This window comes from Microbacterium sp. LWO13-1.2 (assembly GCF_038397725.1).
GTDB lineage: Bacteria > Actinomycetota > Actinomycetes > Actinomycetales > Microbacteriaceae > Microbacterium.
This window is the reverse complement of the sequence record NZ_CP151634.1, coordinates 244,193-269,560: the sequence shown is the minus strand read 5'-3', so window position 1 is coordinate 269,560 and position 25,368 is coordinate 244,193. Positions and strand designations below refer to the sequence as shown.

General features: G+C 68.9%; 27 protein-coding genes and 1 riboswitch. Of the genes, 15 read left to right on the top strand and 12 right to left on the bottom strand.

Going from position 1 to position 25,368, the window contains the following annotated elements:
• The first annotated feature begins 95 nt into the window (after positions 1-95).
• A complete protein-coding gene (locus MRBLWO13_RS01295; RefSeq protein ID WP_341975958.1) occupies positions 96-1,676 on the top strand; it encodes a DUF222 domain-containing protein in 1,581 nt (526 codons plus the stop codon).
• A 44-nt stretch (positions 1,677-1,720) separates the two neighbouring features.
• Here the strand turns inward: MRBLWO13_RS01295 and MRBLWO13_RS01290 are convergent, their stop codons facing one another.
• On the bottom strand, positions 1,721-2,263 hold the full coding sequence (locus MRBLWO13_RS01290; RefSeq protein ID WP_341975957.1) for a hypothetical protein: 543 nt from the start codon (positions 2,261-2,263) through the stop codon (positions 1,721-1,723).
• Positions 2,264-2,357: 94 nt separating this feature from the next.
• A complete protein-coding gene (locus MRBLWO13_RS01285) occupies positions 2,358-2,993 on the bottom strand; it encodes a hypothetical protein (protein ID WP_341975956.1) in 636 nt (211 codons plus the stop codon).
• A gap of 68 nt (positions 2,994-3,061) precedes the next feature.
• Here MRBLWO13_RS01285 and MRBLWO13_RS01280 point away from each other — a divergent pair, with 68 nt between their 5' ends.
• The 4 genes from MRBLWO13_RS01280 (at position 3,062) to MRBLWO13_RS01265 (ending at position 7,043) form a co-directional block, all read left to right on the top strand.
• Positions 3,062-4,558, top strand: coding sequence for an L-serine ammonia-lyase, iron-sulfur-dependent, subunit alpha (locus tag MRBLWO13_RS01280; protein ID WP_341975955.1), 1,497 nt, complete (start codon positions 3,062-3,064; stop codon positions 4,556-4,558).
• Positions 4,559-4,679: 121 nt separating this feature from the next.
• A complete protein-coding gene (locus MRBLWO13_RS01275) occupies positions 4,680-5,435 on the top strand; it encodes an AAA family ATPase (protein WP_341975954.1) in 756 nt (251 codons plus the stop codon).
• 112 nt (positions 5,436-5,547) lie between these two features.
• The gene (locus MRBLWO13_RS01270; RefSeq protein ID WP_341975953.1) at positions 5,548-6,312 is read left to right on the top strand and encodes an ABC transporter ATP-binding protein; all 765 of its coding nucleotides are present in this window, start codon (positions 5,548-5,550) and stop codon (positions 6,310-6,312) included.
• Complete coding sequence (locus tag MRBLWO13_RS01265; RefSeq protein ID WP_341975952.1) at positions 6,309-7,043, top strand: ABC transporter permease; 735 nt, start codon at positions 6,309-6,311, stop codon at positions 7,041-7,043. The genes MRBLWO13_RS01270 and MRBLWO13_RS01265 overlap by 4 nt, the downstream gene beginning before the upstream one ends.
• A gap of 29 nt (positions 7,044-7,072) precedes the next feature.
• Here MRBLWO13_RS01265 and hrpB read toward each other — a convergent pair whose 3' ends face one another.
• The 5 genes from hrpB to MRBLWO13_RS01240 all read right to left on the bottom strand — a co-directional run bounded on the left by hrpB (position 7,073) and on the right by MRBLWO13_RS01240 (position 13,422).
• On the bottom strand, positions 7,073-9,631 hold the full coding sequence (gene hrpB, locus MRBLWO13_RS01260; protein WP_341975951.1) for an ATP-dependent helicase HrpB: 2,559 nt from the start codon (positions 9,629-9,631) through the stop codon (positions 7,073-7,075).
• Between the two features lie 280 nt (positions 9,632-9,911).
• Positions 9,912-11,522: an SPFH domain-containing protein gene (locus MRBLWO13_RS01255; RefSeq protein ID WP_341975950.1), complete on the bottom strand. Its 1,611-nt coding sequence runs from the start codon at positions 11,520-11,522 to the stop codon at positions 9,912-9,914.
• A 98-nt stretch (positions 11,523-11,620) separates the two neighbouring features.
• On the bottom strand, positions 11,621-12,049 hold the full coding sequence (locus MRBLWO13_RS01250) for a MarR family winged helix-turn-helix transcriptional regulator (protein ID WP_341975949.1): 429 nt from the start codon (positions 12,047-12,049) through the stop codon (positions 11,621-11,623).
• A gap of 243 nt (positions 12,050-12,292) precedes the next feature.
• On the bottom strand, positions 12,293-12,859 hold the full coding sequence (locus MRBLWO13_RS01245; protein ID WP_341975948.1) for a hypothetical protein: 567 nt from the start codon (positions 12,857-12,859) through the stop codon (positions 12,293-12,295).
• A 2-nt stretch (positions 12,860-12,861) separates the two neighbouring features.
• Positions 12,862-13,422 (bottom strand): hypothetical protein, encoded by a 561-nt coding sequence (locus tag MRBLWO13_RS01240; RefSeq protein ID WP_341975947.1) that lies wholly within the window; start codon positions 13,420-13,422, stop codon positions 12,862-12,864.
• Between the two features lie 113 nt (positions 13,423-13,535).
• Here MRBLWO13_RS01240 and MRBLWO13_RS01235 point away from each other — a divergent pair, with 113 nt between their 5' ends.
• On the top strand, positions 13,536-13,769 hold the full coding sequence (locus MRBLWO13_RS01235) for a hypothetical protein (protein ID WP_341975946.1): 234 nt from the start codon (positions 13,536-13,538) through the stop codon (positions 13,767-13,769).
• A gap of 45 nt (positions 13,770-13,814) precedes the next feature.
• Here the strand turns inward: MRBLWO13_RS01235 and MRBLWO13_RS01230 are convergent, their stop codons facing one another.
• Entirely contained in the window at positions 13,815-14,288 is a 474-nt protein-coding gene (locus MRBLWO13_RS01230) for a DUF6326 family protein (RefSeq protein ID WP_341975945.1), read from the bottom strand.
• On the bottom strand, positions 14,288-15,325 hold the full coding sequence (locus MRBLWO13_RS01225; RefSeq protein ID WP_341975944.1) for an NAD(P)-dependent alcohol dehydrogenase: 1,038 nt from the start codon (positions 15,323-15,325) through the stop codon (positions 14,288-14,290). The genes MRBLWO13_RS01230 and MRBLWO13_RS01225 overlap by 1 nt, the downstream gene beginning before the upstream one ends.
• A 131-nt stretch (positions 15,326-15,456) precedes the next feature.
• On the opposite strand from MRBLWO13_RS01225, the gene MRBLWO13_RS01220 reads away from it, so the two are divergent.
• The 3 genes from MRBLWO13_RS01220 to MRBLWO13_RS01210 are packed head-to-tail and all read left to right on the top strand — an operon-like array spanning position 15,457 to position 17,943.
• On the top strand, positions 15,457-16,149 hold the full coding sequence (locus MRBLWO13_RS01220; RefSeq protein ID WP_341975942.1) for a DUF2306 domain-containing protein: 693 nt from the start codon (positions 15,457-15,459) through the stop codon (positions 16,147-16,149).
• Positions 16,150-16,153: 4 nt separating this feature from the next.
• Positions 16,154-17,269 carry a sensor histidine kinase gene (locus tag MRBLWO13_RS01215; RefSeq protein WP_341975941.1) on the top strand — a complete coding sequence of 372 codons (1,116 nt, stop codon included), beginning with the start codon at positions 16,154-16,156 and terminating at the stop codon, positions 17,267-17,269.
• Positions 17,266-17,943 carry a response regulator transcription factor gene (locus MRBLWO13_RS01210; protein ID WP_341975940.1) on the top strand — a complete coding sequence of 226 codons (678 nt, stop codon included), beginning with the start codon at positions 17,266-17,268 and terminating at the stop codon, positions 17,941-17,943. Before MRBLWO13_RS01215 ends, MRBLWO13_RS01210 begins: the two co-directional genes overlap by 4 nt.
• Positions 17,944-18,022: 79 nt before the next feature.
• Here MRBLWO13_RS01210 and MRBLWO13_RS01205 read toward each other — a convergent pair whose 3' ends face one another.
• A complete protein-coding gene (locus tag MRBLWO13_RS01205) occupies positions 18,023-18,424 on the bottom strand; it encodes a nuclear transport factor 2 family protein (RefSeq protein WP_341975939.1) in 402 nt (133 codons plus the stop codon).
• A gap of 82 nt (positions 18,425-18,506) precedes the next feature.
• Here MRBLWO13_RS01205 and MRBLWO13_RS01200 point away from each other — a divergent pair, with 82 nt between their 5' ends.
• Entirely contained in the window at positions 18,507-18,908 is a 402-nt protein-coding gene (locus MRBLWO13_RS01200; protein WP_341975938.1) for a helix-turn-helix domain-containing protein, read from the top strand.
• Positions 18,909-18,920: 12 nt separating this feature from the next.
• Here MRBLWO13_RS01200 and MRBLWO13_RS01195 read toward each other — a convergent pair whose 3' ends face one another.
• Entirely contained in the window at positions 18,921-19,463 is a 543-nt protein-coding gene (locus MRBLWO13_RS01195) for a putative immunity protein (RefSeq protein ID WP_341975937.1), read from the bottom strand.
• Positions 19,464-19,522: 59 nt separating this feature from the next.
• A riboswitch (TPP riboswitch) is annotated at positions 19,523-19,630 on the top strand.
• Here MRBLWO13_RS01195 and thiC point away from each other — a divergent pair.
• The gene (gene thiC / locus MRBLWO13_RS01190) at positions 19,624-21,393 is read left to right on the top strand and encodes a phosphomethylpyrimidine synthase ThiC (RefSeq protein WP_341975936.1); all 1,770 of its coding nucleotides are present in this window, start codon (positions 19,624-19,626) and stop codon (positions 21,391-21,393) included. (Overlaps the previous riboswitch by 7 nt.)
• Positions 21,394-21,400: 7 nt before the next feature.
• Here thiC and thiE read toward each other — a convergent pair whose 3' ends face one another.
• The gene (gene thiE / locus MRBLWO13_RS01185) at positions 21,401-22,039 is read right to left on the bottom strand and encodes a thiamine phosphate synthase (RefSeq protein ID WP_341975935.1); all 639 of its coding nucleotides are present in this window, start codon (positions 22,037-22,039) and stop codon (positions 21,401-21,403) included.
• A gap of 33 nt (positions 22,040-22,072) precedes the next feature.
• Between thiE and thiO the strand changes: the two genes are divergently transcribed.
• From thiO to MRBLWO13_RS01165, 4 genes are read left to right on the top strand one after another with little or no spacing between them, the layout of a single operon-like run.
• Positions 22,073-23,179 (top strand): glycine oxidase ThiO, encoded by a 1,107-nt coding sequence (thiO, locus tag MRBLWO13_RS01180; protein ID WP_341975934.1) that lies wholly within the window; start codon positions 22,073-22,075, stop codon positions 23,177-23,179.
• Entirely contained in the window at positions 23,176-23,415 is a 240-nt protein-coding gene (thiS, locus tag MRBLWO13_RS01175) for a sulfur carrier protein ThiS (protein ID WP_341975933.1), read from the top strand. Before thiO ends, thiS begins: the two co-directional genes overlap by 4 nt.
• Positions 23,408-24,184 carry a thiazole synthase gene (locus MRBLWO13_RS01170; protein WP_341975932.1) on the top strand — a complete coding sequence of 259 codons (777 nt, stop codon included), beginning with the start codon at positions 23,408-23,410 and terminating at the stop codon, positions 24,182-24,184. Before thiS ends, MRBLWO13_RS01170 begins: the two co-directional genes overlap by 8 nt.
• Entirely contained in the window at positions 24,181-25,368 is a 1,188-nt protein-coding gene (locus MRBLWO13_RS01165; RefSeq protein WP_341975931.1) for a ThiF family adenylyltransferase, read from the top strand. Before MRBLWO13_RS01170 ends, MRBLWO13_RS01165 begins: the two co-directional genes overlap by 4 nt.

Here is a 25,368-nt window from a genome sequence, read left to right as displayed (position 1 = left end):
GACCGGTGGTGCTCGACTCCAAGGAAATCGAAAAAGTTTCTCTGATCTGCTTCTTTTCGGGTCTGAATGTCGGTGGCCCCCTGTTGAATGGAGGTATGAACAACCCCATACCTCTCCTCGATCAGGTCGTCGACGACCTCGATCAGGTGCTGAGTGCGGATGCTCTCGGGGCACTGTCGGATGCCGACCGGATGCATGTTCTTCGCGTCGCCGGGGAGGCGTTCCGCCGCATCGAGGCGGTCGTGGTGGAGACGACGGCAGGTGCAGAACCGGGTTTCCCGGACGGCTTCGGATGCCGGAACATGAACGAACTGCTGCAGCGGGTGCTGCGGGTCGACGCACCGGGGGCTGCCCGGGTGGTGAAGGCCGCGGACATGGTGCACCGTGATGTGGAACTCACCTCAGGTGCACGATTGCCGTCCCGGTGGCCCGCACTGCGCGGCGCGATGCTCGGCGGGACGATCGGGATCGCCGGGCTGCTGGCGGCGACCGGTCCGATCGAACGGGCGGGGGTCCGGATCGGGACGGCTGATCGGTTGCGGGCGGATGTCGAACTCGCCGGCCAGGCCCGCGGGTACGTCCTCGCCGGTGCCGCCGCCGATGCCGACTTCGGCGAGCGGGCAGATGCCGATACTGTGCCCGCTGATGTGGCGCCTCCGGCGACGCCGGAGGATCTGAAGCAGTTCGCGCAGCTGATCGCCCTGTATCTGGATCCGGATGGGTCCGCGCCGTCGGAGGCGGAGGCATCGCAGAACCGGTCCTTCACGGTCGGGAGGCTCCGCAACGGGACCTACCCGGTCTGGGGGAACATGCTGCCCGAGGTCTACGCGCAGATGCAGTTGATCTTCGACGCGCAACTGAACCCGAAGACAGCAGGCCCGGCCGACTTGGGTGTGATGTTCCGCCCCTCCGACGAGATCGACGGGGCTAGTGACGGTCTGGATCCGTTCAACTCGGACCCGAGGAACGTGATCGATCCGCGCACCCGCGCGCAGAAGCAGCACGACGCCCTCGCCGCGGCCTTGGGCATCGCGGCCCGCCACGACGAGATGCCCAGCCTGGGTGGGGCGGCGCCGACTCTCGTGGTGCACGTCGACGCTGCCACCTTCGCCACGGGCGACGGTGCGAAGTTCGCAGTCGGATCAGCCGCAGACGCGCTCCCTGTGCCGGACAGCGGCACCAACACCGACAGCGGCGTCAACAGCGACACCGGCGCCGGAGCGGGATTCGCGGCCGGTTGGGCGACGATCCCCGGCGTTGACGCCCCGGTCTCGGCATCCGTCGCCTCCCACACCGCCTGCACGGGTACGATCCAACGCGTCTTGTTCGACGAGGGCCGCATCGTCGGGATCAGCGTCACCGACCGGGTCTTCACCGTCCACCAACGTCGGGCGATCGTGCTCCGCGACAAAGAATGCCTCATCCCGGGCTGCCACGTCCCGGCATCCTGGTGCGAGATCCACCACGTGACCGAACACGCCCGCGGCGGACCGACCCACACCGACAACGGGGTGCCGCTGTGCTGGCACCACCACCGCACCCTCGACAGATCCGGATGGGAGATCCGCATGATCGGCGGCATCCCACAGATCCGCGGACCCGGCTGGTGGGACCCCGCACAGCGATGGCGCACCCCACGCGCCACCCTCGACACACTCACCCGCACCCGCGTCTGACCGCGCGCTGCGGCACGCTCAGCGACCCGGGGTGCTCAGCGGGGTCACCCCGGGGTGATGTCGTCCGGATCGAATTGCGGTCGTCCGACCACGCCGATTCCCACCGCTTCGTGGTCAGGCTCGGGACGCTCCTTCTTCGCCGGAGCCTTCGGCTCTTCGCTGGGTTCCTTCTCGGTGCTCGGCTCCTGCAACTGCTCGGTGGTCGGCTCTTCGGTCGTGGAAGTGGCGTTCGTCGCCGGCTCCGTTGGTGCTTCGGTTGCCGACTCGTCCGTCGCCGGTTCCGTCGTCGACTCGCCTGCAGCTGGCGCTTCGGTTACCGACTCGTCCGTCGCCGGTTCCGCCGTCGACTCGTCCGTCGTCGGCTCCGTCGCTGGCGATGTGTCGGTCGCGGACTCGGCGGTCGTGGCCTCGTCGACTGCTGGCGCATCCGACGGTTCGTCCGCAGTCGGAGTGGATGATGGGTCTGCCGCGGCCGGGGCGGTTGTCCGCTCCTCCGTCTGCGGTGCGGGTGCTGGCTCTGCGGCGGGGGCTGATGTCGGCCCCTCCGCCGGATCGCTCTGCTCCTGCGGGGCTGCACTGTTCGTCATGATCGCTCCTTGGTCTTGCGGCCTGGTGACGACAGCATGCGTCGAGGGCTCGCCCCGGCCAAGGGGGTTGACGGATGGCCGCGACGGCCGTCGCTCAGAAGTGCATCTGCTTCAGGGTGCCGTATTTGATCAGGATCTCCTCGAGCTCGGGATGCTCCTCGGGAGTCTCGATCCGGAGCGTGTGGGCGGCGCCGTCGGACAGGACGATATCCGGCCCATTCGAGAAGAGGAGAGAGCTCCACGGCGAAGACCACACGACTGCGCCGGCGGCATCCCGCGCGGCGACGCCGTCGGCATCCATCGTGATCGACACGACCTTGTCCGACGCCTTGACCGGGAAGGTCGCCGGGAACTCGCTGTTCTCCCACTCGGCGAAATACGCGGTGAGCCCCAGCTGCGCCTGAGGCCATCCGCCGCGCAGGCTCCGGCCGATCCGCGAGACTCGCAGGTCGCGCTCGACCGGGTCGCCGTTCTCATCGGGAAGCGTCATCGGCAGCACTCCACCGATCGTGTACGTCAGGCGGAACAGCTCCTCCTGACGTTTGTCGTCTTGTGTCAGATCAGTGCTCGCGAGGTACGGCTGGTCGCCGATCCACTCGGTCCGCACGGTCCACGAGCGCGTCTGCGCGTTCTTCTTCCGCCGTGAACTCAGAAGGCCGAACACGACGATCCCGATCAGGATGACCGTGCCGATGCCGAGGAACAGAAGGATGCCGGTGTCGTCACTCACGCCCACAGCGTAGCGGGCAGTCGGCGCTCGGCCGGGCGATGCCGCCCTGAGGGGCGTAGCCTTATGAAGTGACTGCGTACGTCTCGGCCTTCGACCTGTTCTCCATCGGAGTGGGGCCCTCGAGCTCCCATACGGTCGGACCGATGCGGGCCGCCCTCGACTTCACTCGACGCCTGAGCGCGATGGAGGTGCTCACCCGCGTCGCTCGCGTGGGATGCACGCTGTTCGGCTCGCTCGGCGCGACCGGGATCGGACACGGAACCCCGGATGCCGTCGTGGCCGGTCTCCGCGGCCTCGCCCCGGAATCCTGCGACCCTGCGGACGTGCGGGCGGCCTGGACCGACCTGCGCCCCGGCGCGCTGCTCCGCCTCGACGGCGTCCATGACGTCCCCTTCACGAAAGACGACATCGTCTTCGCCCCTCGCACGCGGCTTCCCGGCCATCCGAACGCGATGACGATCACTGCCTGGGATGCCGAGAACGACGTGGTGGCCGAGGAGACCTATTACTCGATCGGCGGCGGCTTCATCCGCCGTGACGGCGAAGAGGCGAAGCTCGCCACGAGCGCGTTCCCGTACTCCTACGCGGATGCCGCGTCGCTGCTCGCCCTCTGCGACGAACACGGCCTCTCGATCGCCGAGGTCGCCAGGCTGAACGAGACCGCACTGCGCACAGAAGAAGAGGTCGCTGCCGGACTCGATGCGATCTGGGATGCGATGGCGTCGTGCGTCGACGCGGGTCTGCGCGCCGACGGGACTCTGCCGGGCATGCTCAGAGTGAAGCGCCGCGCCGGCACGATCCGCGCGCAGCTCGAGGAGGCCGAGTCCGGCGGACACCGTGAACTCCCCGGCGAATGGCTGGGTGCATTCGCGCTCGCCGTGAACGAGGAGAACGCGGCCGGCGGCCGAGTCGTCACTGCCCCCACGAACGGCGCGGCCGGCATCCTTCCCGCCGTGGCGATGTACTGGTGGCGCTTCCTGGCCGACTCGGGCCTCGGCGCGGGAAACGCGGTGACGCCCTACGGCGAACTCGTCGGCAGCGCGTTGCTCGGCTTCGATGGGACGCGAGCCCTGGAGACGGCGGCGTCCAGCGCCGATGACGACCTCGTCGCCGAGGCGAACCGTCGCCGTGGCATCCGTCGTTTCCTGCTCACCGCGACCGCGCTCGGGTCCTTGTTCAAGGCGAATGCCTCGATCTCGGGAGCGGAGGGCGGATGCCAGGCCGAAGTGGGATCCGCATGCGCGATGGCCGCCGGTGGCCTGACCGCGGTGATGGGCGGCACGAACCGCCAGATCGAGAACGCCGCCGAGATCGCGATGGAGCACCACCTCGGGCTCACCTGCGACCCGATCGGCGGGCTCGTGCAGATCCCGTGCATCGAGCGGAACGCGATCGCCGCATCGACCGCGGTGACGGCGGCGCGGCTCGCGCTGCGCGGGGACGGCTCGCACTACGTATCGCTGGATGCCGTCGTCGAGACGATGCGGCAGACCGGGCTGGACATGTCGACGAAGTACAAGGAGACCAGCGAGGGCGGCCTCGCAGTCAACGTCATCGAGTGCTGAGCGCGGTGTCCGTGGCCTGAGGCAGGATCGCACTTGTGCGCGGAGCGGCATTCTGCGTACGAGGCGACATCCACTGCGCGATGTTCGTGCACATGTCGATTTTGTCCGCGGAAGGACACGTATGGATGCGTTCTGGGAGCCGAGCAGCCGTCGGCGTCGCCAGCAGCCGGTGGTGTCCGTTCGCCCATCTGATGATGCCCCGGCACCCGGTGCGCAGTGGCCGACGAGCATCCCCGCCGTCGCTCAACTGCTGCGAGAAGGCATCGATCTCGATCCCGGCGTCACGTTCCTCGTCGGCGAGAACGGCAGCGGCAAGTCCACCCTCGTCGAGGGCATCGCGATCGCCTATGGACTCTCACCCGAGGGCGGTTCCCGTCAGGCGCAGCACCGCACACGGCCGACGGAGTCACCGCTTTCCGACTGGCTTCGTCTGCAGCGCGGCGTCGGCGCCAGCCGGTGGGGATTCTTCCTGCGTGCCGAGACCATGCATTCGTTCTACACATATCTCGAGGAGAACCCGTCGACTCGGGCTCCCGATGTGCCTTTCCATGAGATGAGCCACGGCGAGTCCTTCCTCGCTCTCCTGGACAGCCGCTTCGCTGAGCCGGGCTTCTACTGCCTCGATGAGCCGGAGGCGGCGCTGTCCTTCCAGTCGACCCTGGCGCTCATCGCGGTGCTCCGGCGCATCGCCGACGAAGGCGGGCAGGTCGTCTGCGCGACGCACTCCCCGGTGCTCGCCGCGCTTCCCGGCGCACGGATCCTCGAGGTCGGCGACTGGGGTGTGCGACCCGCCGAGTGGGGCGACCTCGAGATCGTGAACCACTGGCGCTCCTTTCTCGATTCCCCGGAGCGCTACCTGCGCCATCTGCTCGACTAGACGTCACTCTCGCGATCCCGTGTAAGCGAAGTCGGCTGGCGGGCATGAGCGACAAGAGCGCGCCGCGGCGAAGGGGTCGCCACCGCTGTCCCGCAGGCGCATAATTCATCGCATGATGAATAAACCGGCGGGAGAGATCGCGCAGCTTCGGGTGCGGCGAGGGAAGACGCGCGTTTTCGACGGCATCGACCTGACGATCCCGCGCGGCGAGATCACCGGTCTCCTCGGCCCGTCCGGATGCGGCAAGACCACCCTGATGCGTTCGATCGTCGGCGTCCAGCGCATCGAGGGCGGCGATGTCACCGTGCTGGGTGAGCCGGGCGGATCGCGGCAACTGCGACGCCGGGTCGCCTATGGCACACAGGGTGCCGCGGTATACGGCGACCTCAGCGTGCGGCAGAACCTGCGCTACGTCGCTGCGCTGCTGAAATCGCCGAAGGGCGACATCGACCGGGTCATCGACGAGGTCGGTCTCCGCGCACAGGCCGATCAGATGGTCGACTCCCTCAGCGGCGGGCAGCTCACCCGCGTCTCACTGGCGATGGCGCTCATCGGCGTGCCGGAGCTCATCGTCCTCGACGAGCCGACCGTCGGGCTCGACCCGGTGCTGCGAGCCGAGTTGTGGACGCTCTTCCGGCAGCTCACCGACCGCGGCGTGACCCTGATCGTCTCCAGTCACGTGATGGACGAGGCGCTGCGCTGCGATCGTCTGCTGCTCATGCGCGAAGGGCGCATCATCGCCGATACGACGCCGCGATCCCTGCTTGCCGACACCGGCGAGGAGGACCCGGACGCCGCGTTCCTCGCACTGATCGAGCGGGATCAGCGGGAGCACCCGTCCTCGCGCCGTGCCCATCGAGACGGGGTCGGGTCGTGAACGGCAATCGGATCTTCGCCACAGCCGGCCGCGTGCTGACCCAGCTGCGGCATGATCCCCGGTCGATCGCGCTGATGCTCATCGCTCCGAGCCTTCTGGTCGGACTCTTCGCCTGGCTCTTCAGCGACCAGGAGGGGGTCTTCGACCAGGTCGGCGGTGCGATCCTGGCGCTCTTCCCGTTCATCGTGATGTTCTTGATCACGTCGATCACGACCCTTCGCGAGCGTAAGTCGGGCACCCTCGAGCGGCTGATGACGACGCCGCTCGGCAAGGCGGACTTCATTCTCGGTTATGCGCTCGCGTTCGGCCTGATGGCGCTGCTGCAGGCCACGATCACGGTGTCGTTCGCGGTCGGCGTCTGCGGCCTCGACGTCGACGGCCCGCTCTGGCAGCTCGGCCTCGTCGCGGTCGTCGACGCGCTGCTCGGCACCGCGCTCGGGCTGCTGGCCAGCGCATTCGCGCAGACCGAGTTCCAGGCGGTGCAGTTCATGCCGTTGCTGGTGTTCCCGCAGATCATCCTCGGCGGACTCTTCATGCCGCGCGACCGGATGCCCGATGTCCTGTATGCGATCTCGGACTGGCTTCCGCTGAGCTACGCGATCGACGCGGTGGGAGCCGTCGCCGCCGGGGAATCGGGATGGGATGTCGCGGGCCCATTGCTCGTGGTGGTGGCCTTCGCCGTCGGTGCCCTCGTACTCGCCTCGCTGACCCTGCGGCGTCGTACGAGGTAGCAGGTGCACGTCGCAGCGGGCGCGGCGGGTCAGCCCCGCAAGCGTCGGGTCGTGTGCCGGGTGGGCGGAGCCTGCCAGGGATCCTCCGGCCACGGATGCTTGGGGTAGCGGCCGCGCATCTCGGCACGCACCTGCGTGTAGGGCCCCGACCAGAACGAGGCGAGGTCTCCGGTGACGGCCAGCGGCCGGCCGGCGGGTGAGAGCAGGTGGAAGAGTACGGGCACACGACCGCCGGCCAGGCGCGGCGTCTCGGCCCAGCCGAAGCACTCCTGCAGTTTGACCGCGACCACCGGACGCGCCGTCGGGTCATCGAGCGGCGGATAGGCGATCCGGATCCGCGAGCCGCTCGGCACCTCGAGACGCTCGGGTGCGAGCGCGTCGAGATCGGATGCCGCGGGCCACGGCAGTATCCGGCGCAGCGGCGATGCCAGATCGATGCGCTCGGCTCGAGTGCCCGTCGCGAGCGAATCGACCTCGGGGCCGAGCCAGGCGTCGAGCCCGTCGAGCAGGGCGTCGTCGGAGACGTCCGGCCAGGGCGCCCCCAGTTCGCGATGCAGAAGGCCGAGCCGACGGCGCAGATCGTCGGCGGCATCCGACCAGGTGAACACGTCGAGGCCACGGTCCTGGATCGCCCGGCGCACCGCGTCATGCCCTTCCTCGGCCGTTACGCGCACCGGAACCGATGAGCGCACGATGGCGCCGACGCGGCGCTCGCGTCGGGCGACGACGCGACCATCGACGAAACCCGCCTCCACCCGGTCGGTGGTCAGATGGCCGGCGGCCAGTTCCATCTGGCGCTCCGAGATGATGGCGGCGGCGCGGATCACCGCTCCGGAACCGGCGGCCAGACGCCCGGAAGCCCTGGCGACATCGGCCACGGCGAGCCACTCGGCATCCGCCAGCGGGGCGCGCACGGCGGCGCGGGTTCCGGATGCCAGGAGGAACGTCGCACCGTCCGCCGAACGTTGCACCCGCTGGGCGATCCGCTCCGGGAAGGCGAGGGCGATGACGAGCCCGGCGTCGTCGACGCTCGCGCGGCGCGGAGCAGCGGCGTCGGACGAGGTGTAGTGCAGGAGTCGATCGACCTCGCGCGCCCAGCGCTGCGCATCCGGTCCGCGCCGGCCGCGGAGAGCCACGATCGCGCCGGCGACATCTGCCTCCGTGACCCGGATGTCGCCGCTGAGCAGCGCGACGACCTCGGCCGCGAGCCGCGCCCCGACGAGGGCGCTGCCGTCGCGCAGCGCACGGGCGAGGCGAGGGTCAGCGGGGATGCGGGCGAGTTCGCGGCCCTCCGGCGTCGCGCGCCCATCGGCGTCGATGGCGCCGAGCCCGCGCAGCACGGCGTGCGCCTCGCGCAGGCTGTCGAGGGGCAGCGGGTCGATCATCCGCAAGCCGGCTCCGCCGGGTGCGCCCCAGCATGCCAGCAGCAGGGCGGCATCAGTGAGGTCGGTTGTCGCGATCTCGGGGGCGGGTCTGGCCGGAGCCGCAGCGTAGGTGCGCTCATCGAGGCAGCGGATCACCGTGCCCGGGCCCTGACGGGTGGCGCGTCCGGCGCGCTGGATAGCGGACGAGCGCGGAGAGCCCATCGTGACCAGGCCGCTCATGCCGCGCGCAGCATCGCGCTGCGGATGCCGGGAGAGGCAGCTGTCGACCACGAGGCGGACGCCGGGGACTGTGAGAGACGACTCCGCCAGAGAGGTGGTGACGATGATGCGCGGCGGCTGATCCTTGCCGCGGCCCCGGATCACGGCATCCTGCTCGGCCGCCGGGATCTGCCCGTGCAGCTCGCGGACATCGAAATCGGGGGCGTGCTGACGGATGCGGCGGGCGATCTCGGACACCTCCCGGGCGCCCGGGGCGAACACCAGGACGTCAGCCGCGGGGAGGTCGCGGACCAGCTCGCGCCCGGCGGATGCCGCGGTATGCGCGACATGGTCGAGGAAGCTCCAGGTGACGCCGCGCTCGTCAAGGCGAGGTGTCGCGCTCGGGGCCCAGCGCTCGGTGAGCGGGTGCGCGGGGACGGCGTGGGAGACGACCGGGGCGGGAGAGTCGCCGGTTCCGATCACGGCCGCGATTCGGTCGGCGTCGATCGTGGCCGACATCGCGACGAGCACGAGGTCGTCGCGCAACTGTCGGGCCTCGCCGAGCAGTCCGATCAGCAGATCGGTCTCGAGTGCGCGCTCGTGGACCTCGTCGATGATGACCGCGTCGATGCCCTCGAGACCCGGGTCATCGAGCATCCGCCGCAGCAGTACACCCGCGGTGACGAATTCGATCCGCGTCGACGCGTCCACCTGGCGCTCGCCCCGGACGGTGAATCCGACCCTGGTACCGAGCGGGGATCCGTCGAGCTGCGCGAGCCGACGTGCGGCCGCTCGGGCGGCGACCCGGCGCGGCTGCGTGACGATCACCCGGCCGGGGGAGCGGGAGGCGAGCAGCGGCGGCACGAGCGTGGTCTTCCCGGTGCCGGGCGGTGCGCTGACGACGGCCGATGAGCTCTGGTCCAGGGCGGCGCGCAGGTCGTCGACGGCGGCGGCGAAGGCGAGCCCCTCGCCGATCGTCGTCAGGTCGAACGCCCCGGAGATCATTCGTCCAGTCTCCCGCATGCGTGATTCGCGGCATCCGAGGCGGCCCGGCGGAGTCGCCGGGCGGCGGTGCCTTCGACGGGCCGTTCATAATTCAGGCGATCTGTCGGACTCCGGGCGGTTTCGGCGGTGCGAGTCGCGTGATTCCGGTGGCCGCGGTGCCGGCCGGTGCCGATCTTCCTGAGTTATGAACAGGCGGTCGCCGGCACCGGCGCGCCGCGGACGCAGAAGAGCGGATGCCGCGACCGAATCGGCCGCGGCATCCGCTCTTCTCTGGTGTCGACTACTCCGCGGCGGTAGCGGGCGGGGCGGGAGGCGGGGGCGTGGTCGGGGCCGGCGTGCGGGGCGTCGACGGTGCGCTCGCCGTAGCCGTCGCCTCTGCCACTCCGGTACCGAAGCCGCGGCCGACCGCCTGGCCCTGGATGATTCCGGCGAGGTCGAGACCGGTCGCCGAGTGCACGCTGTCGAACACCGAACGCAGCGCCTTCGCGCTGTCGGCGCCGATGACGCTCGAGGCGCCGTCCTCGCCGGACGATCCGATGATCGAGACGTTCCCGATCGCCGCGTACCCCTTGGCGAACTCGGCCATGATCGACGGCAGCACTTGGAGCACCTGCTGAGACAGGAAGGCGTCCTGGTTCGACGCGATGGCCTTCGCCTCAGCCTCGAGCGCAGCGGCCTTCGCGTCGCCCTCGGCGCGGATGGCGTCAGCCTCGGCGTTGGCGCGCAGGCGGCGCGCGTCGGACTCGGCCTCGGCGAGAGCCCGCAGCGCGTGCGCCTCACCTGCTGCCTTCGCCTGAGTGGCCGCCGCCTCACCGTCGGCCTTGGCACGGTCGGCCTGTGCCTGCTGCTCGGCGATCCGGGTGCGGGCCTCGGCCTGCTTGACCTGCTCGATCGCGGCCGCTTCGGCTGCGCGCTCGCGTGTGTACAGTTCGGCCTGCGCGCGGGTCTCCGCCTCATAGCGCTGAGCGTCGGCGACGCGCTTGATGTCGGCATCCAGCTGCGCCTGCTTGTTCTCCGCCTGCTGCTGGAGGACGGCCTGCTCGGCCTGCGCGCGGGCCAGGTGCTCGGCCTGCTCGGCTTCGGCGCGTGCCCGGCCGATGCCCGAGTCGGAGTTCGCCGTGTTCGTGTCGAGCGCGGTCTGCTCGATCAGGTTGGCTTCCTTGTTGGCGATGTTCTTCTGGTTGATCGCGCGGTCGGCGTTGGTCTGCGAGATCTCCGCCGACTGACGCTTCGCCTGGATCTCGGGGGCGCCGAGCGACTGGATGTAGCCGACCGCGTCGGTGATGCCCTTGATCTGGAACGAGTCGAGGATGAGGCCCTGCTCGGCGAGCTCCTGGGAGACCTCGGCCGCGATCTGGTCGGAGAACTTCTTGCGCTCGCGCATCAGCTCGACGACCGAGAGGGTGGCGACGATTCCTCGGAGCGCTCCTTCGAGCTGCTCAGTGGTGAACTGTTCGATCGCGCTGTCCTGCGACGCGAAGCGCTCGGCGGCCCGGCGCACGTAGAGGGGGTCGGATCCGATCTTCACGATCGCGACGCCGTCGACGTTCAGGGTGACGCTGTCGAGCGACTGGGCTTCGGCGTTGAGGGAGACCTGGCGCGAGCGCAGCGAGATGATCTCGTGGCGCTGCGTGATCGGGTTGACCAGCGATTTGCCGTTCACGATGACCGTGACGGGCGACTCCTCCATCTCGGAGTGACTCGAGCCGTCGGCCGAGATGATCGCGCGCTGCACCTTCTGCTTGCGGCCCGAGATGACGAGGGCTTCATCGGCGCGGGCGACCTTGATCCAGCTGCGTGCGAGCAGCAGAACGACCAGCGCGATGACGATCGCGGCGACGATGCCGATGCCTATGAAGAAAAGGGTGCCGACGGCGTCGGTGAACTGCATGACTTCCTCCGTGTCCACTCCGCTGACGCGGAGCCTTACGAGGAACTATGCCAGATCGTGGGAAAGCGCCGTCTCGGTGCGCGCTCGACGGCGGATGCTCAGCCCTGGCGCAGCTTCTCGGCGAGGTCGCGCAGAGTGCGCAGCTCGTCGTCGTCGAGGTGCGACATCCGCTCGGCGATGGTGCGGCCGTGCACGGTGGCGAGTGAGCGGAATGCCTTGGCGCCGGCATCCGTCGCGCGGATCACCGCTCCGCGGCCGTCTTGCGGGTCGGGGCATTTCGCGACGAGGCCGCGCGCGACCATCCGGTCGACGAGGCGAGAGACGCTGGGCTGGCTGATCAGCATGTTGGCGTTGACGTCCCGCAGGCGCGCGGTCATGTCGGAGCACCGAGTCACGGTGAGCAGCACGTCGTACTCGGCCTGCGTGAGGGCGGCGTTGTCGAAGTCGGCGATCATCTCGCCGAACAGCTCGTGCTGCGCCCGGAAAAGGCTCTCCCACGCCTCGATGGCGAGCTTGCGGTCGGTCATTCTCACAGCGTACTGGGAACAGTAAAGGGCCGGTCGGAGAGGCTCCCGACCGGCCCTTGTCCCTTGCACCAAGAGTGTCCTGCAATCACATGCGGTGAGTGCCACAGCAAACATTCACCGTGCGATCACTGTATAACGGCGCGGTAACGAATGCAACGGTTTGGTCACGGAGATTTTGGGGAGGATGCCCGTCTCACGAAGCGCCGGAGCATCACGTAGATGCTGGAGCGTCGGCGAGTGAGGTCAGTGCTTCATGCAACGGCCCGGCCCTTGATCGAGATCTTCGTCGTCTTCGGACACCCTGGGCGCGGCGCGGTGCGGTGTGATCTGGCTCAGCGCGAGTGTGCCCGCACATGCGAAGACGACGAGGTCGCCGGGGGAGGTCTGCTCCGGGAGGCGCACTCGCATCGGGCTCTCTTCGTCGGATGAGTGGATGAGCATGGGCTGAAGATCACGACCGCGCGGACTGTTCAAGAGCTCAGCGTGCATGACACGGGGAATGATCGGGCGCAGGTCGCAATCGACATCAAGATCTACCTCGCGATGCCAGCGCCGTCTCTCCCGACGCGCGGTGACGGTCGCGACCACCAGGGTTCGGTACGCGCCACCGCTGTCACCGATCCCGGACGCAGCCGCAGGAGCGATGAGAACGCAGGGCGTTCGTCGTTCTCTGGCGAGGTCGATCAGTGAGCGTCCGCCCACGACGACGTCGTGTTCGCTGATCGTGGTGTTCTGGGGCCAGAGATCGCGAGACTCGCGTTGACGATCGTTTCGAAGAAGCGAGGTCGTGTGGATGAGGGTGTGCATCATGGTCACTTGGTCCTCGCCGTCGGTGACGCCAGGGCGGGCGTGAGGCGGGCCGTCTTGGGGCGTACATCGTGCAGCGTGATAGCACCAGCGCAAGGCACGGTGAGGATGTCGCCCTCCCGGAGGTCCTCCGGCACGCTCACGGTTGGATGCGGCCAGCTGGATCCACCATCCTCTCCGGGGATCAGCTCGATCTCCACGTTTCGTGACGTGGACGCGCGACCGATCAGGCGGCATTCCTCCCAGCGGGCGTCGATCGCGTCGAATGTGCAGTCGGTGAGGGCAATCCGCTTGCTCTCTTGCGTGTCGACCCGGAGGGTTATGCGGAAAACCAACACACTGACGTCCGTTCCGGAGCCTACGTCGCGGGTGCCTTGCGATCTCGGTCGGGGAAGGTCGCCGGTGAGAATGGCAGGCGAGTCGCTGATCTCCAGTAGCCGCATCAGTGAGATCCCGCCGACGACGACGTCTGTGGTCGTCGGTTCCGTGTGCACTGGCCAGCAGTGGGCGGCGATGGGGACAGGAATGCTGCGACGCAGCGTGGGGAGAATCTCGGTAAGAGTCATGACCCTGTCTTACGACGCCCTCCGACCCGTGCGACAGTGACCTCACGGAACCCATGCGCGGGAGGGCGCCTGCACTATTGCCGCGCGTCGCGTCGCTCGCTAGCCTCCCTGGGATGGACATCGCATCGTGGTGGCTTCGGCTTGCGACCGAGGACCAGCAGTATCTGATCGCAAACAACGGGGACGAGGTTCGTGAGCCCCTCCGATCGCGAGTCGTAGCGGCGGGTGCGGTGATCGGTTCGCCCTTGTGGTGGAGCATCAGCGACGATCCGTCGGACTCCACACTCGCCGACGCTGTCACCGACTGGATCGAGGCCGTTGCCAACGGCGAAACTCCGATGCCGTGATGACCGCGTCGGCATCCTCGCCAGCGTTACTTTGAAAGCCGGATCTCATGGCCTGGGCTGGTCGCCACGGCCGGTCATGGGTGCGGTGCGCGGCCAGGTCCAGGCGTATCGCAGGATGAGGGCGAGAATGAACAATTCCAGTGCGACGCCGAGGAAGTAGAAGTACATCCACGACCCGCCCAGCTCGCCGACCGCGTTGAAGGCCGCGAAGGGGACCTGAATCGAAGCCACGACGAGGTTCGCGATGCGGTTGGCCCTGGCCGGCAGCAACATGGACAGCGCGACCATGAAGATCGGGATCGCCAGGAGGATCAGCGCGGTGATCGCCCAGGTCTGCGTGATGTCGAACTCCCAGACCACGCCGATGAGGATGTCATCGACGACGCCGGGTTTGTAGAAGGCGAGAATGTCCATATAGATGTACAGGAACATGAAGCTCGCCCACGCGGCGGCGAGCTTGGCCTTGACCGGTACCTGCTGCTCTTCCAGTGCCGTGGCGGTGGATTGACGAGTTCTCATCAGATACTCCTTTGTCGGGGTGAGGGAACGACGGTGTCCGTTTCGGCGTGCGTGACGCGCAGCACGACGTTGCCCCGCTTACGGCCGGTGTCGACGTAGCGGTGCGCATCGACGATGTCGGCCAGATCGAAGGACCGGTCGATGACGGCCTGGTAGCGGCCGGAGTCCGCGAGGCTGACGAGGTGCGCGAGCTCGTCAGCGCCGGGCTTGCCGACGTTCCAGGTGACGAGCTTTCCCGAGCGTCGGGTCTGCCCGCGGCTGCGCAGCATCGACCACAGGTCGCTGATGACGAGCAGGAGCGCCCCACCGGGGTTGATGGATGCCTCTACCCGGCTGAAGGGGGCGTTGCCGACGCAGTCGACGATCACGTCATACGTGCCGCCTCCCGCGGTGAAGTCCTGGCGGGTGTAGTCGATGACCCGGTCGGCGCCGAGGGAGGTGACCAGTGCAGCGTTGCCGCCGCTCGTGACGGCGGTGACATCGGCGCCGAGCTGCTTCGCCAGCTGGATCGCGGCGGTGCCGACCGCGCCGGATGCGCCGTTGACGAGCACCGAGGTGCCCGGCCCGATCGCGACCTGGTTGAAGAAGCCCTGCGCGGTGATGCCGCCGAACACCAGCGTCACCGCCTCATCGAGGCTCATGGTGGCGGGCGCCCGGGTGATCGCGCCGTCGGCGGGCAGGCACACGTACTCGGCGTGACCACCGAACGCTGCGTCCATCGAGGCGATGACCCGGTCGCCGGGGGCGAAGGCGGTGACGCCAGCGCCGACCGCCGCAATGATGCCCGCGGCATCCATGCCGAGGATCGGCCGACTGGGCCGGAACATGCCGAGCCCGATGGCGGCGAGCATCCCGAGGCCCGACGGGATGTCCCGAGCGCGGGCTCGGTGATCGGCGACGCTCACCGTGCTCGCGTGCACTCGGAGGAGCACTTCGCCCGTCTTCGGCGAGGGGGTCGGGCGTTGCTCGAGGTGAACCTCCTCGGGGGCGCCGAAGCGGCGGTAGACGGCCGCGGTCATGGTCGTGTTGGTTGTCATGACTCGATGCTCGCCGTCTCGGGGAAGCGCGTCATCGGCCGGACGGCCCGGATCCGGTCGGCCGAAAGTACGGCTCTGAGTCCGTGCGGAAGGCCGATGTCCAGGGCGCTCGATCAGGCGAGCATCGAGACATGTCGCAACAGATGAAGACCACCCGCCCCCTTGCCGAGCAGAAGCGGCGGCCGAGGAGCGGATGGCTGGCCATCACCGGTCTCCTGCTGCTCAGCGTCCTCCCCGTGATTGGCGGAGTGCTTCGCTTGGAGGAGGTGGGCACCGAGCCCGTAGACACAGTGCTCTCGTCGGTGCCGATCGTCGCGCACATCGTGGCGATGACCGTGTACTGCGTCCTCGGCGCATTCCAGTTCTCTCCGGCACTGCGAACTCGGCGTGGGTGGCACCGCACCGCCGGCCGTGTCTTGATCCCTGCGGGATTCATCGGGGCACTGTCGGCCGCGTGGCTCGCGGTCTTCTTCGGCGGGCCGACGGACGAGCTCGCACTCGCCATGGTTCGTCTTGTCTTCGCCGGAGCGATGATGGTGTTTCTCGTGCGGGCCGTGATCGCGATCACGCGGCGCGACTTCGCTGCGCACGGAGCATGGATGACGCGCGCCTATGCGCTCGCTCTCTCTGGCAGTACCCAAGCCCTCGTGCTGGTGCTGTGGACGATCCCCCTCGGTGACGTCGACGTATACGGTGAGGCCTGGTTCGTCGCTGCGGGCTTCGTGATCAACAGCGTCGTTGCGGAGTTGCTCATCCGACGACGCCGCCGACGGTCCGGCCGACGCATGCGCGGGGTGTCGGGCCGTGGTGCGCTTGTATCCTGACCTGGTGACCGGCCTCTTGCGTTCCGCGTGGAGTGCGCCGAGCGCGGCGCCCCCTCCGCCGCGCCGGGTCTGGCGGGATTGGGCTCTCGTGGCTCTTGTCGCCGTGCTGGCGGTGATCGAGGGCATGTTCAGAACCGACCTGTCGCAGCCGGTCCTCATGGTGATCGTGTTGCTCGCCGTGCTGCCGACCGTGCTGTGGCGCCGCACCAAGCCGCTTCTGATGCTCGTCGTGGTGATGGTGCCGATCGACCTGCTCCTGCCCGACCCCGTCCTCTACACGAACCTCTTCGTCATGGTGATCGTGTACGCGTTGTACCGCTGGGGATCCGGTCGCGACCTCATGATCGGATCGGGCATTCTCCTCGTGAGCCTCGGGCTCACGTTCGTCCGAGGGGGAGGGCTCAACGAGCTCGTCGGCGGGTTCGCGCTGCTGCTGACGATGGCGCTGCTCGGCACCGCATTTCGCTACCGCGCAGGATCCCGCAGGCGCCTCCTCGACAGCATCCGGATGCGGGAGCGTGAGCACCTCGCCCGTGACCTGCACGACACGGTCGCCCACCACGTCTCCGCCATCGCGATCCGTGCCCAGGCGGGTCTTGCGGTGGCGGCGCGAGACCCGCGCGCAGCGCAGGATGCGCTCGGCGTGATCGAGGCGGAGGCGGCCAAGACCCTCAGCGAACTGAGGTCGATGGTGCGAGTGCTGCGGCAGGGCGAGACGGCGGAACTCGCGCCGAGCCCGCGGCTGGACGACATCGAGCAGCTCGCCGGCACAAGGCCGGGCGGCGCGGACGTCACCGTGAAGGTGGAAGGCGACGACGGCAGCATCCCGCCGCCGGTGGCTGCCGCGGTCTTCCGTCTGGCGCAGGAGTCCGTGACCAACGCCCTCCGACACGGGCGTCAGGTCACCCGTGTCGACGTGCTCGTGGAGGCAGACGAGGGCGGGGTGCGGTTGAGCGTGACGAACGACGGAGACGTCGCCGCGTCGCCGACGCCGGGATTCGGCATCATCGGTATGACGGAGCGCGCCGCCCTGCTCGGCGGGACCTGCCAGGTGGGACCTGCGTCCGGCGGCGGATGGGTCGTCACCGCGGTGCTTCCTCGTGTTGGATGGGCACCATGACCATTCGCGTGCTCATTGCCGACGACCAGGAGCTCGTGCGCACAGGGCTGAGCATGATCCTCGACGCGCAACCGGACATCGAGGTCGTCGGTCAGGCAGTCGACGGCAACGAAGCGGTCGCCCTCGCCCGCAGCCTGCGACCGGACGTCTGCCTGTTCGACATCCGGATGCCCGACCTCGACGGCATCGAGGCGACCCGCGTGCTCGCCGGCCCGGGCGTGGACGACCCGATGGCGGTCGTCATCGTCACGACCTTCGACCTCGACGAGTACGTCTTCGCGGCACTGCGGGCGGGCGCCAAGGGCTTTCTGCTCAAGGACGCCGGTTCCGAGTTGCTCGCCCAGGCGATCCGCGCTGCCGCGAGCGGGGATGCCCTGATCGCCCCCAATGTCACGGTGCGGCTGCTCGAGGCCTTCGCCGGAGCGGGGCCGGCTGCGCCGCCGCCGCAGCCGATCGAGCAGCTCACCGAGCGCGAGGAACAGGTGCTCGCGAAGGTCGCTGGCGGCCTGAGCAACGGCGAGATCTCGACTGAGCTGTTCATCACCCTCAGCACGGTGAAGACGCACGTGGCGAGCCTGATGACCAAGCTCGGCGCCCGCAATCGCGTCGAGATCGCCATCTGGGCGCACCAGACAGGGCGGATGCGTGCACGAACCACCGGTGACGGCCACTGACACTGCGTGCTCTCGACCGGGGCGGCAGGCAGGGTTCAGACGGCTCGCGCCTGAACCCACCGCATCCCGAGCGCGCGCCTCAGGCGCGTCCCCAGAATGTGTCCTCGGCCGCACCGTCCTCTGAGAACAGGTGGACCTCGACGATCTTGCCGTCGCGAACGGTGAGCAGATCGACGCCGCTCATGTCCATCGACGCGTCGCTGCGCTGGCCGGTGAAGCGAACCGGAACGGCGACCAACTCGCCGTTGACCATGGCGGGCCCGGACACCGAGAGTTGGAAGGTGCCTTCGCTGACCTCCATCATGCCGCCGATCATGGCACCGACACTGTCGATACCGGCGTGATCTCCGGAGAACCGGTTTGCTCCGGGCTGGTGCCAGACGACGTCCGGCCTGATGAGGCTCATCGCGGCGGGCACGTCGCCGTTGCCGAGCGCACTGAAGTAGGCATCCGCCACAGCAGCAGGGGGGTTCTCGCTCATTGCATTTCTCCTTCTATCGAGGTGATCTGATCTATGATTACATTTGGTAACTTGTTACCTCAACGTAACTAAGGGCGTGATCATGGAAAGACCGGAGTGGAACGTGATGCTCGCGACGTGTCCCTCGCGGACATCGCTTGCGCGGATCGCCAACAAGTGGACGGCGATGATCGTTGTCGCCCTCAGCGGTGGGGCCCTGCGGTTCGGGGAGATCCGCGAAGCAGTCGGGGGTATCAGCGGAAAAGTCCTCGCTGACACTCTGCGAGAACTCCAGCGCGACGGGATCGTCTCCCGAACGGCGTTCGATCAGATGCCTCCGCGCGTCGACTATGCCCTCACTCCACTCGGGCGCACCCTTCAAGAACCGCTGGCAGCACTCGGGCGGTGGGCCGAATCGCACATCGAGGAAGTCGAGGTCGCCCGCGCCGCGTACGACGATATGACGATGCCCACCGACACCGGAGCGGTGCGAACTCTGCGCTGAGCGCTCTGCCGATTACCTACCGGCGTTTCGCAGTGCGGTGTCGAGCATGCTCATGATCTGCGCGACGCGGTTCGTCCCCGGTGGCGCCGGAGGGTATCGGCGAAGGACGTCGATCAGACCGGGGCTCGCGGATTCTGCGCAGCGCCGGACAGCGAGAGCGCCGGCCTCCTCATCGTCCGCGCCGTCCAGCTCGGCGAGGTACGCCTCGATCGCGGTGGCCCGAAGGATGTGAGCGACCTGGTGCGCCTTGGCGATCGGATGCAGGTACGCCGCTGCCGCTGCGTCACCGGCGGCCTGGGCGGCGAGCTTCGCGCGCTCATCGGTCGATTCCTTCGCCGCACGGTGAGCGGCGAACGCCGTCGTGCGTTGCAGCATCGTGCGGGGCGCCCCGGCGGCGAAGGCCCGTGCGGCATCGACTGCCGCACGAGGGCGGGCATCATCCGGGTGAACCCGTTCGAAGATCGGGAGGATCCGTGCCGCTGCTTCGGCGGCGAATCCGGCGACCACGCGGATCTCGTCCATCGCCAGTTCGAAGTCGCCGGAGGAGGAGGTCACGTGCCAACTCTAAGCGGGCGGTCGGCGCCGACTTCGTCGTCGCCCGCGTGCTAGCATCATCCCGTCCACACGGGTGCCCGAGCACGGGCTGAGATCTGGCTGAAGCTGCCTGCGACCGTAGAACCTGTCCGGGTAATGCCGGCGTAGGAAGTAGGAGCCTGTGAGCACCTTTGAAAAGGTGCGCGTTCTCGCGCACCATCACGACGAAGAACACGGCATTTCGGTGCCCGTCACCCGCATCTCGCTCGCCGATTCGCCGGATGCCTCGGCGAACGAACCGTTCGATGTGTACCGCACCGAAGGGCCGCCGTGCGAGCCGGAGGCGGGCCTTCCGCCGATGCGCGACGGCTGGATCGCCGCGCGCGGCGACACCGAGGAATACTCGGGTCGTGCCCGCAACCTCCACGACGACGGTCGCAGTGCGACTCGACGTGGTGCAGCCTCCGCCGAGTGGCGAGGCGCGAGCCGCCCGCCGCGCCGCGGTCTCGATGGCCGCACCGTCACCCAGATGCACTACGCGCGCCAGGGCGTGATCACGCCCGAGATGCGTTTCGTCGCGGTGCGTGAGGCGTGCGACGTCGAACTCGTCCGTTCCGAGGTCGCCGCGGGAAGGGCGATCATCCCGGTGAACGTGAACCACCCCGAGTCTGAGCCGATGATCATCGGACGGGCGTTCCTGGTCAAGATCAACGCGAACATCGGCAACTCCGCGGTGACGAGCTCGATCGCCGAGGAGGTCGACAAGCTGCGGTGGGCGACCAAATGGGGGGCCGACACGGTCATGGACCTGTCGACGGGCGACGACATCCACACCACCCGCGAATGGATCCTGCGCAACTCGCCGGTGCCGATCGGCACCGTACCGATCTACCAGGCTCTCGAGAAGGTCGACGGCCAGTCGCGCAGCCTGACCTGGGAGATCTTCCGCGACACCGTGATCGAGCAGTGCGAGCAGGGCGTCGACTACATGACGATCCACGCCGGCGTGCTGCTGCGCTACGTGCCGCTCACCGCGAATCGGGTGACCGGCATCGTGTCACGCGGCGGGTCGATCATGGCCGACTGGTGCCTCGCGCACCATCAGGAGAACTTCCTGTACACGCACTTCGACGAACTGTGCGAGATCTTCGCGCGGTACGACGTCGCCTTCTCGCTCGGCGACGGCCTGCGGCCGGGCTCCACCGCAGACGCCAACGATGCCGCTCAATTCGCCGAGCTGGACACCCTCGCCGAGCTCACGGCGCGGGCATGGCAGTACGACGTGCAGGTGATGGTCGAGGGTCCCGGCCACATCCCGTTCGACCTGGTGCGCGAGAACGTCGAGCGGCAGCAGGCGCTCTGCCACGGCGCCCCGTTCTACACGCTCGGCCCGCTCGTGACCGACATCGCGCCCGGTTACGACCACATCACCTCGGCGATCGGCGCCACCGAGATCGCCCGCTATGGCACGGCGATGCTCTGCTACGTGACCCCGAAGGAGCACCTCGGGCTGCCGAACAAGGACGATGTGAAGACCGGTGTGATCACCTACAAGATCGCCGCTCACGCCGCCGACATCGCCAAGGGCCACCCCGGCGCCCGAGACCGCGACGACGCCCTGTCGAAGGCGCGGTTCGAGTTCCGCTGGCGCGACCAGTTCGCTCTGTCACTCGACCCGGATACCGCCGAGGCGTTCCACGACGAGACCCTGCCGGCGGAACCCGCGAAGACGGCTCACTTCTGCTCGATGTGCGGGCCGAAGTTCTGCTCGATGCGCATCTCGCAGGACATCCGCGACCGTTTCGGTGGCGTCGCCGAACAGACGGCGATCGCCGGGATGCAGCAGCAGGCAGAGGCCTTCCGCGAAGCCGGGGGAACCGTCTATCTGCCGGCGCCCGCGTTGCGGGATCCGGCGGGCGAGAAACTGCCAGAGCCGACTCTCCGCGGCTGAGCGGATGTCACATCTCGGGCAGCCGCGCGCGCAGTTTCCGCGCGGCATCGGCGGGGTCGCCGGCCTCGGTGATCGCGCGTACGACGACGATCCGGCTCGCGCCGGCGGCGACCACTTCGTCGACCGTGCCGAGGTCGATCCCTCCGATCGCGAACCACGGCCGCGCGACACCGGCCAGGTCGGCATCGGCGGCCGCGCGTACGAGTTCGAGGCCGACGGCGGCGCGGCCGGGCTTCGTGGGCGTCGCCCACACGGGTCCGACGCAGAAGTAGTCGAGTCCGGGCTCGGCGCGGGCGGCGGCGAGCTGGTCGGCGTCGTGGGTCGACAGGCCCAGTGCGACGTCGCCGCCGAGAATGCGGCGCGCAGCCGGGCGGGGCAGGTCGCCCTGGCCGAGGTGCAGGACGGGCGCGCCGGAGACGGCCGCGATATCAGCCCGATCGTTGACGGCCCACAGTCGACCGTGCCGCTCGGCGACCTCGCGCAGGATGCCGAGGTACTCGAGTTCCTCGGCGGCTTCGAGCGCCTTGTCGCGCAACTGCACGATGTCGACGCCGCCGGAGTAGGCCGCGTCGACGAACTCGGCGAAGTCCCCTCGATCGCGGCGGGCATCAGTGCACAGGTAGAGCCGGGCGGAGGAGAGCAGCATGCGGCGAGTGTATCGGTGCGCTGCGATACCGTCGTGATCGGCGGGGGAGTCGTCGGGCTCTCGATCGCGTGGGAGCTCGCGCGGACAGGCCGCGATGTGCGTCTGATCGATCCGGAACCGGCGTCGGGCGCGACGTATGCCGCGGCCGGCATGATCACACCGATCAGCGAGCACCGCCCCACAGAGCAGTCGCTGCATGTCATCGCTCAAGAATCGGCGGCGCGGTATCCCGCCTTCCTCGCGACGATCCCCGGTGGTGGCCGGTGCGGCTTCGAGGCCGTATCGACTCTGCTCCTCGCCGTCGACGACGCGGATCGCCGCCGCATCGACGATCTCTCCGCCCTCCAGCCGGGAGCGATCGAGCCGCTGACGCTGCGTGAAGCGCGACGCCTCGAACCCCTCCTCGGTCCGCGGACGACCGCGGTCCGTCGCGTGCGCGAGCATCGCATCGACCCCCGCGCCCTCGCCACCGCTCTGCTCGCCGCCCTCGGAGATCGCATCGTGCGCACCGTGGTGCGCGGCATCCTGCACGAAGACCCGAATGATCCGATGTCGCCCGCGATCGGAGTGCGCCTCGACGACGCCGTGATCACGGCGCGAGAGGTCGTCGTCGCGAACGGCCTCGCCGCCGGCCGCCTCGACGGGATGCCGTTCGTGCCGACGCTGCGCCCGGTGTACGGCGACATCCTGCGCCTGGGCGTTCCCGATCGGCTGCGCCCGCTGCTCGACTGCACCGTTCGCGCTCGCGTGCACGGTGCGTCGGTGTACCTCCTGCCGCGTATTGACGGCACCGTCGTGCTCGGTGCCACGCAACGCGAACACGGCGGGCCGGCAGCGTCGGCGGGAGGCGTCTACGAACTGCTGCGCGACGCCGCTGCGGTGGTGCCTGCCGTGGCCGAACTCGAGTTGCTCGAGGTCACGGCGCGGGCCCGGCCGACGACTCCGGACAACGCGCCCCTGCTCGGACGCGCGGCATCGGGGCTGATCATCGCCACCGGCTTCGGGCGCCATGGCGTCATGCTCGCGCCCATCGCGGCCGAGGCCGTGGCCTCGCTCATCTCGGGCGTCGCCCCGACCGGCATCGCCCCTTTCCGACCCGACCGCTTCACCGCATCCCCCATACCCCTGGAGGTCTCATGATCGACGTTCGCCTGAACGGCGCTCCCGCCCGCATCGCACCAGACGCCACTGTCGCCGACGTCGTCACCGACCTCACCGGCCGTGCCATCGGAGCCGACGGCCGGGCAGTCGACGGCGAATCGCTGGGCCTCGCCGTCGCGGTCAACGCGGCCATCATGAGGCGAGGCAGCTGGACCACGACGGTCCTGAGCACCGGCGACGAGATCGAAGTGCTCACGGCGGTGCAGGGTGGCTGAGCGGGAGGACCCGTTCGAGGTCGCCGGAGTCCGCTTCACCTCACGGCTGATCATGGGCACGGGCGGGGCAGAGAGCCTTGCCGATCTCGGAGCCGCACTCACCGCGTCTGGCACCGAGCTCACCACCGTCGCGGTGCGTCGCTACTCGCCGGAGGCGGGCACGCTCTACTCGATGATCGCCGAGCGCGGCATCCGCCTGCTCCCCAACACCGCTGGCTGCTTCACTGCCCGCGAAGCGGTTCTCGTGGCCGAGCTCGCGCGCGAGGCGTTCGAGACGGACTGGGTGAAGCTCGAGGTCATCGCCGACGAAGACACCTTGCTGCCGGATGCCGTGGAGCTCGTGGATGCGACGGAACAGCTCGTGCAGCGCGGCTTCACCGTGCTCGCCTATACGAACGACGACCCGGCTCTCGCGCTGCGACTGGAGCATCTGGGGGCGGCAGCGGTGATGCCGCTCGGGGCCCCGATCGGCACTGGACTCGGCATCCTCAACCCGCACAACATCGAATTGATCGTCTCCCGGGCATCGGTACCTGTCGTGCTCGACGCCGGCGTCGGCACCGCCTCGGATGCGGCGCTGGCGATGGAACTCGGCTGCGATGCGGTGCTGCTCGCCAGCGCCGTCACCCGCGCGATCGACCCGGTCGGGATGGCCCAGGCATTCCAGCACGCCGTCATCGCCGGGCGCCTCGCGGCGCGGTCCGGCCGGATTCCACGCCGCGAGCATGCCCTGGCATCCTCGTCGATGGCGGGACGGCCCGACCTGTGAACCGCACGCATCACGGGCCGCCCCACCCGCTGGTCGACCCCGCCGGCCCCCTCGATGCGGACGCCCGTGCCCGCTTTGCGCGCCAGCTCGCTCTGCCGGGCATCGGCGAAATAGGGCAACGCCGACTCGCGGCGGCCCGGGTGCTCGTCGTCGGGGCCGGCGGGCTCGGCACTCCGGTGCTCGCTGCGCTCGCCGCGGCAGGTGTGGGCGTCGTCGGCGTCATCGACGATGACACCGTCGAGATCAGCAACCTGCATCGGCAGTTGCTGCACGGGATGGCGGATCTGGGCCGGTTGAAGACCTCGTCGGCGAGCGACGCGCTGCAGGAGATCAATCCCGGGGTCGCCGTGCGTGAGCACCGCGAGCGCCTCACCGTCGCGAACGCCGAGACGATCCTCGCCGGCTACGACCTCGTCATCGACGGCTCCGACAACTTCGCCACGCGTTACCTCGTCGCCGATGTCGCCGAACGTCTCGGCGTGCCGGTCGTGTGGGGTGCCGTGCTCGGATACTCCGGTCAGGTCAGTGTGTTCTGGCCTCCGTACGGCCCGGGATACCGAGACCTGCATCCGGACACCCCGAGCGACGCGGCCACCTGCGCGACCGGCGGCGTGCTCGGGATGGTCTGCCACGCCATCGGGGCGGTGATGGCGGCGGAGGCGGTCAAGCTCATCACCGGGACCGGCCGCACCCTGCTCGGACGGCTGCTGCAGTTCGATGCTCTGGATACGACCTGGCGCACGTTCACCCTGTCGCCGGATCCGGATCGGACGGCGCCGGACGCAACCGCTGAGAGGGCCGAGTGCAGGACGGATGCCGCGGCATCCGCGTCGACGAGGCCGGTCGTCCCGATCGTGATGCCGTCGGTTCTCGCTCGCGAGCTCGCCAGAGGAGAAGCGCTCGTCGTCATCGACGTGCGTGAGGCCGCAGAGACAACGGGGGCGCTGCCGGTCGCATTGCGGATTCCGCTCGGCTCCATCGCGACCGCTCCGCAACTCCACGAGCTCGCTCCATCGACCCGCATCGTCACCGTGTGCGCCTCTGGAGTGCGTGCCGCGCGAGCAGGGTCTCTGCTCGCTGAGCGCGGTTTCCGCGACATCCGCTCATTGGCCGGTGCCGTCGGAGCCGTCGTCGAGGCGGCAGCGCGGCTGCGCGGCGACCCGACGAACGTCTTGGTCGAGTGA

Bases quoted from the DNA above. Each gene is read 5' to 3' on its own strand.
- MRBLWO13_RS01230 (WP_341975945.1), bottom strand. From the start codon at position 14,288: ATGAGAACTCGTCAATCCACCGCCACGGCACTGGAAGAGCAGCAGGTA.
- MRBLWO13_RS01220 (WP_341975942.1), top strand. From the start codon at position 15,457: ATGTCGCAACAGATGAAGACCACCCGCCCCCTTGCCGAGCAGAAGCGG.
- MRBLWO13_RS01275 (WP_341975954.1), top strand. From the start codon at position 4,680: ATGGATGCGTTCTGGGAGCCGAGCAGCCGTCGGCGTCGCCAGCAGCCG.
- MRBLWO13_RS01295 (WP_341975958.1), top strand. From the start codon at position 96: ATGAACAACCCCATACCTCTCCTCGATCAGGTCGTCGACGACCTCGAT.
- MRBLWO13_RS01235 (WP_341975946.1), top strand. From the start codon at position 13,536: ATGGACATCGCATCGTGGTGGCTTCGGCTTGCGACCGAGGACCAGCAG.
- MRBLWO13_RS01290 (WP_341975957.1), bottom strand. From the start codon at position 2,263: ATGACGAACAGTGCAGCCCCGCAGGAGCAGAGCGATCCGGCGGAGGGG.
- MRBLWO13_RS01270 (WP_341975953.1), top strand. From the start codon at position 5,548: ATGATGAATAAACCGGCGGGAGAGATCGCGCAGCTTCGGGTGCGGCGA.
- MRBLWO13_RS01245 (WP_341975948.1), bottom strand. From the start codon at position 12,859: ATGATGCACACCCTCATCCACACGACCTCGCTTCTTCGAAACGATCGT.
- MRBLWO13_RS01200 (WP_341975938.1), top strand. From the start codon at position 18,507: ATGGAAAGACCGGAGTGGAACGTGATGCTCGCGACGTGTCCCTCGCGG.
- MRBLWO13_RS01250 (WP_341975949.1), bottom strand. From the start codon at position 12,049: ATGACCGACCGCAAGCTCGCCATCGAGGCGTGGGAGAGCCTTTTCCGG.
- hrpB (WP_341975951.1), bottom strand. From the start codon at position 9,631: ATGATCTCCGGGGCGTTCGACCTGACGACGATCGGCGAGGGGCTCGCC.
- MRBLWO13_RS01210 (WP_341975940.1), top strand. From the start codon at position 17,266: ATGACCATTCGCGTGCTCATTGCCGACGACCAGGAGCTCGTGCGCACA.
- MRBLWO13_RS01240 (WP_341975947.1), bottom strand. From the start codon at position 13,422: ATGACTCTTACCGAGATTCTCCCCACGCTGCGTCGCAGCATTCCTGTC.
- thiS (WP_341975933.1), top strand. From the start codon at position 23,176: ATGATCGACGTTCGCCTGAACGGCGCTCCCGCCCGCATCGCACCAGAC.
- thiE (WP_341975935.1), bottom strand. From the start codon at position 22,039: ATGCTGCTCTCCTCCGCCCGGCTCTACCTGTGCACTGATGCCCGCCGC.
- MRBLWO13_RS01255 (WP_341975950.1), bottom strand. From the start codon at position 11,522: ATGCAGTTCACCGACGCCGTCGGCACCCTTTTCTTCATAGGCATCGGC.
- MRBLWO13_RS01225 (WP_341975944.1), bottom strand. From the start codon at position 15,325: ATGACAACCAACACGACCATGACCGCGGCCGTCTACCGCCGCTTCGGC.
- MRBLWO13_RS01205 (WP_341975939.1), bottom strand. From the start codon at position 18,424: ATGAGCGAGAACCCCCCTGCTGCTGTGGCGGATGCCTACTTCAGTGCG.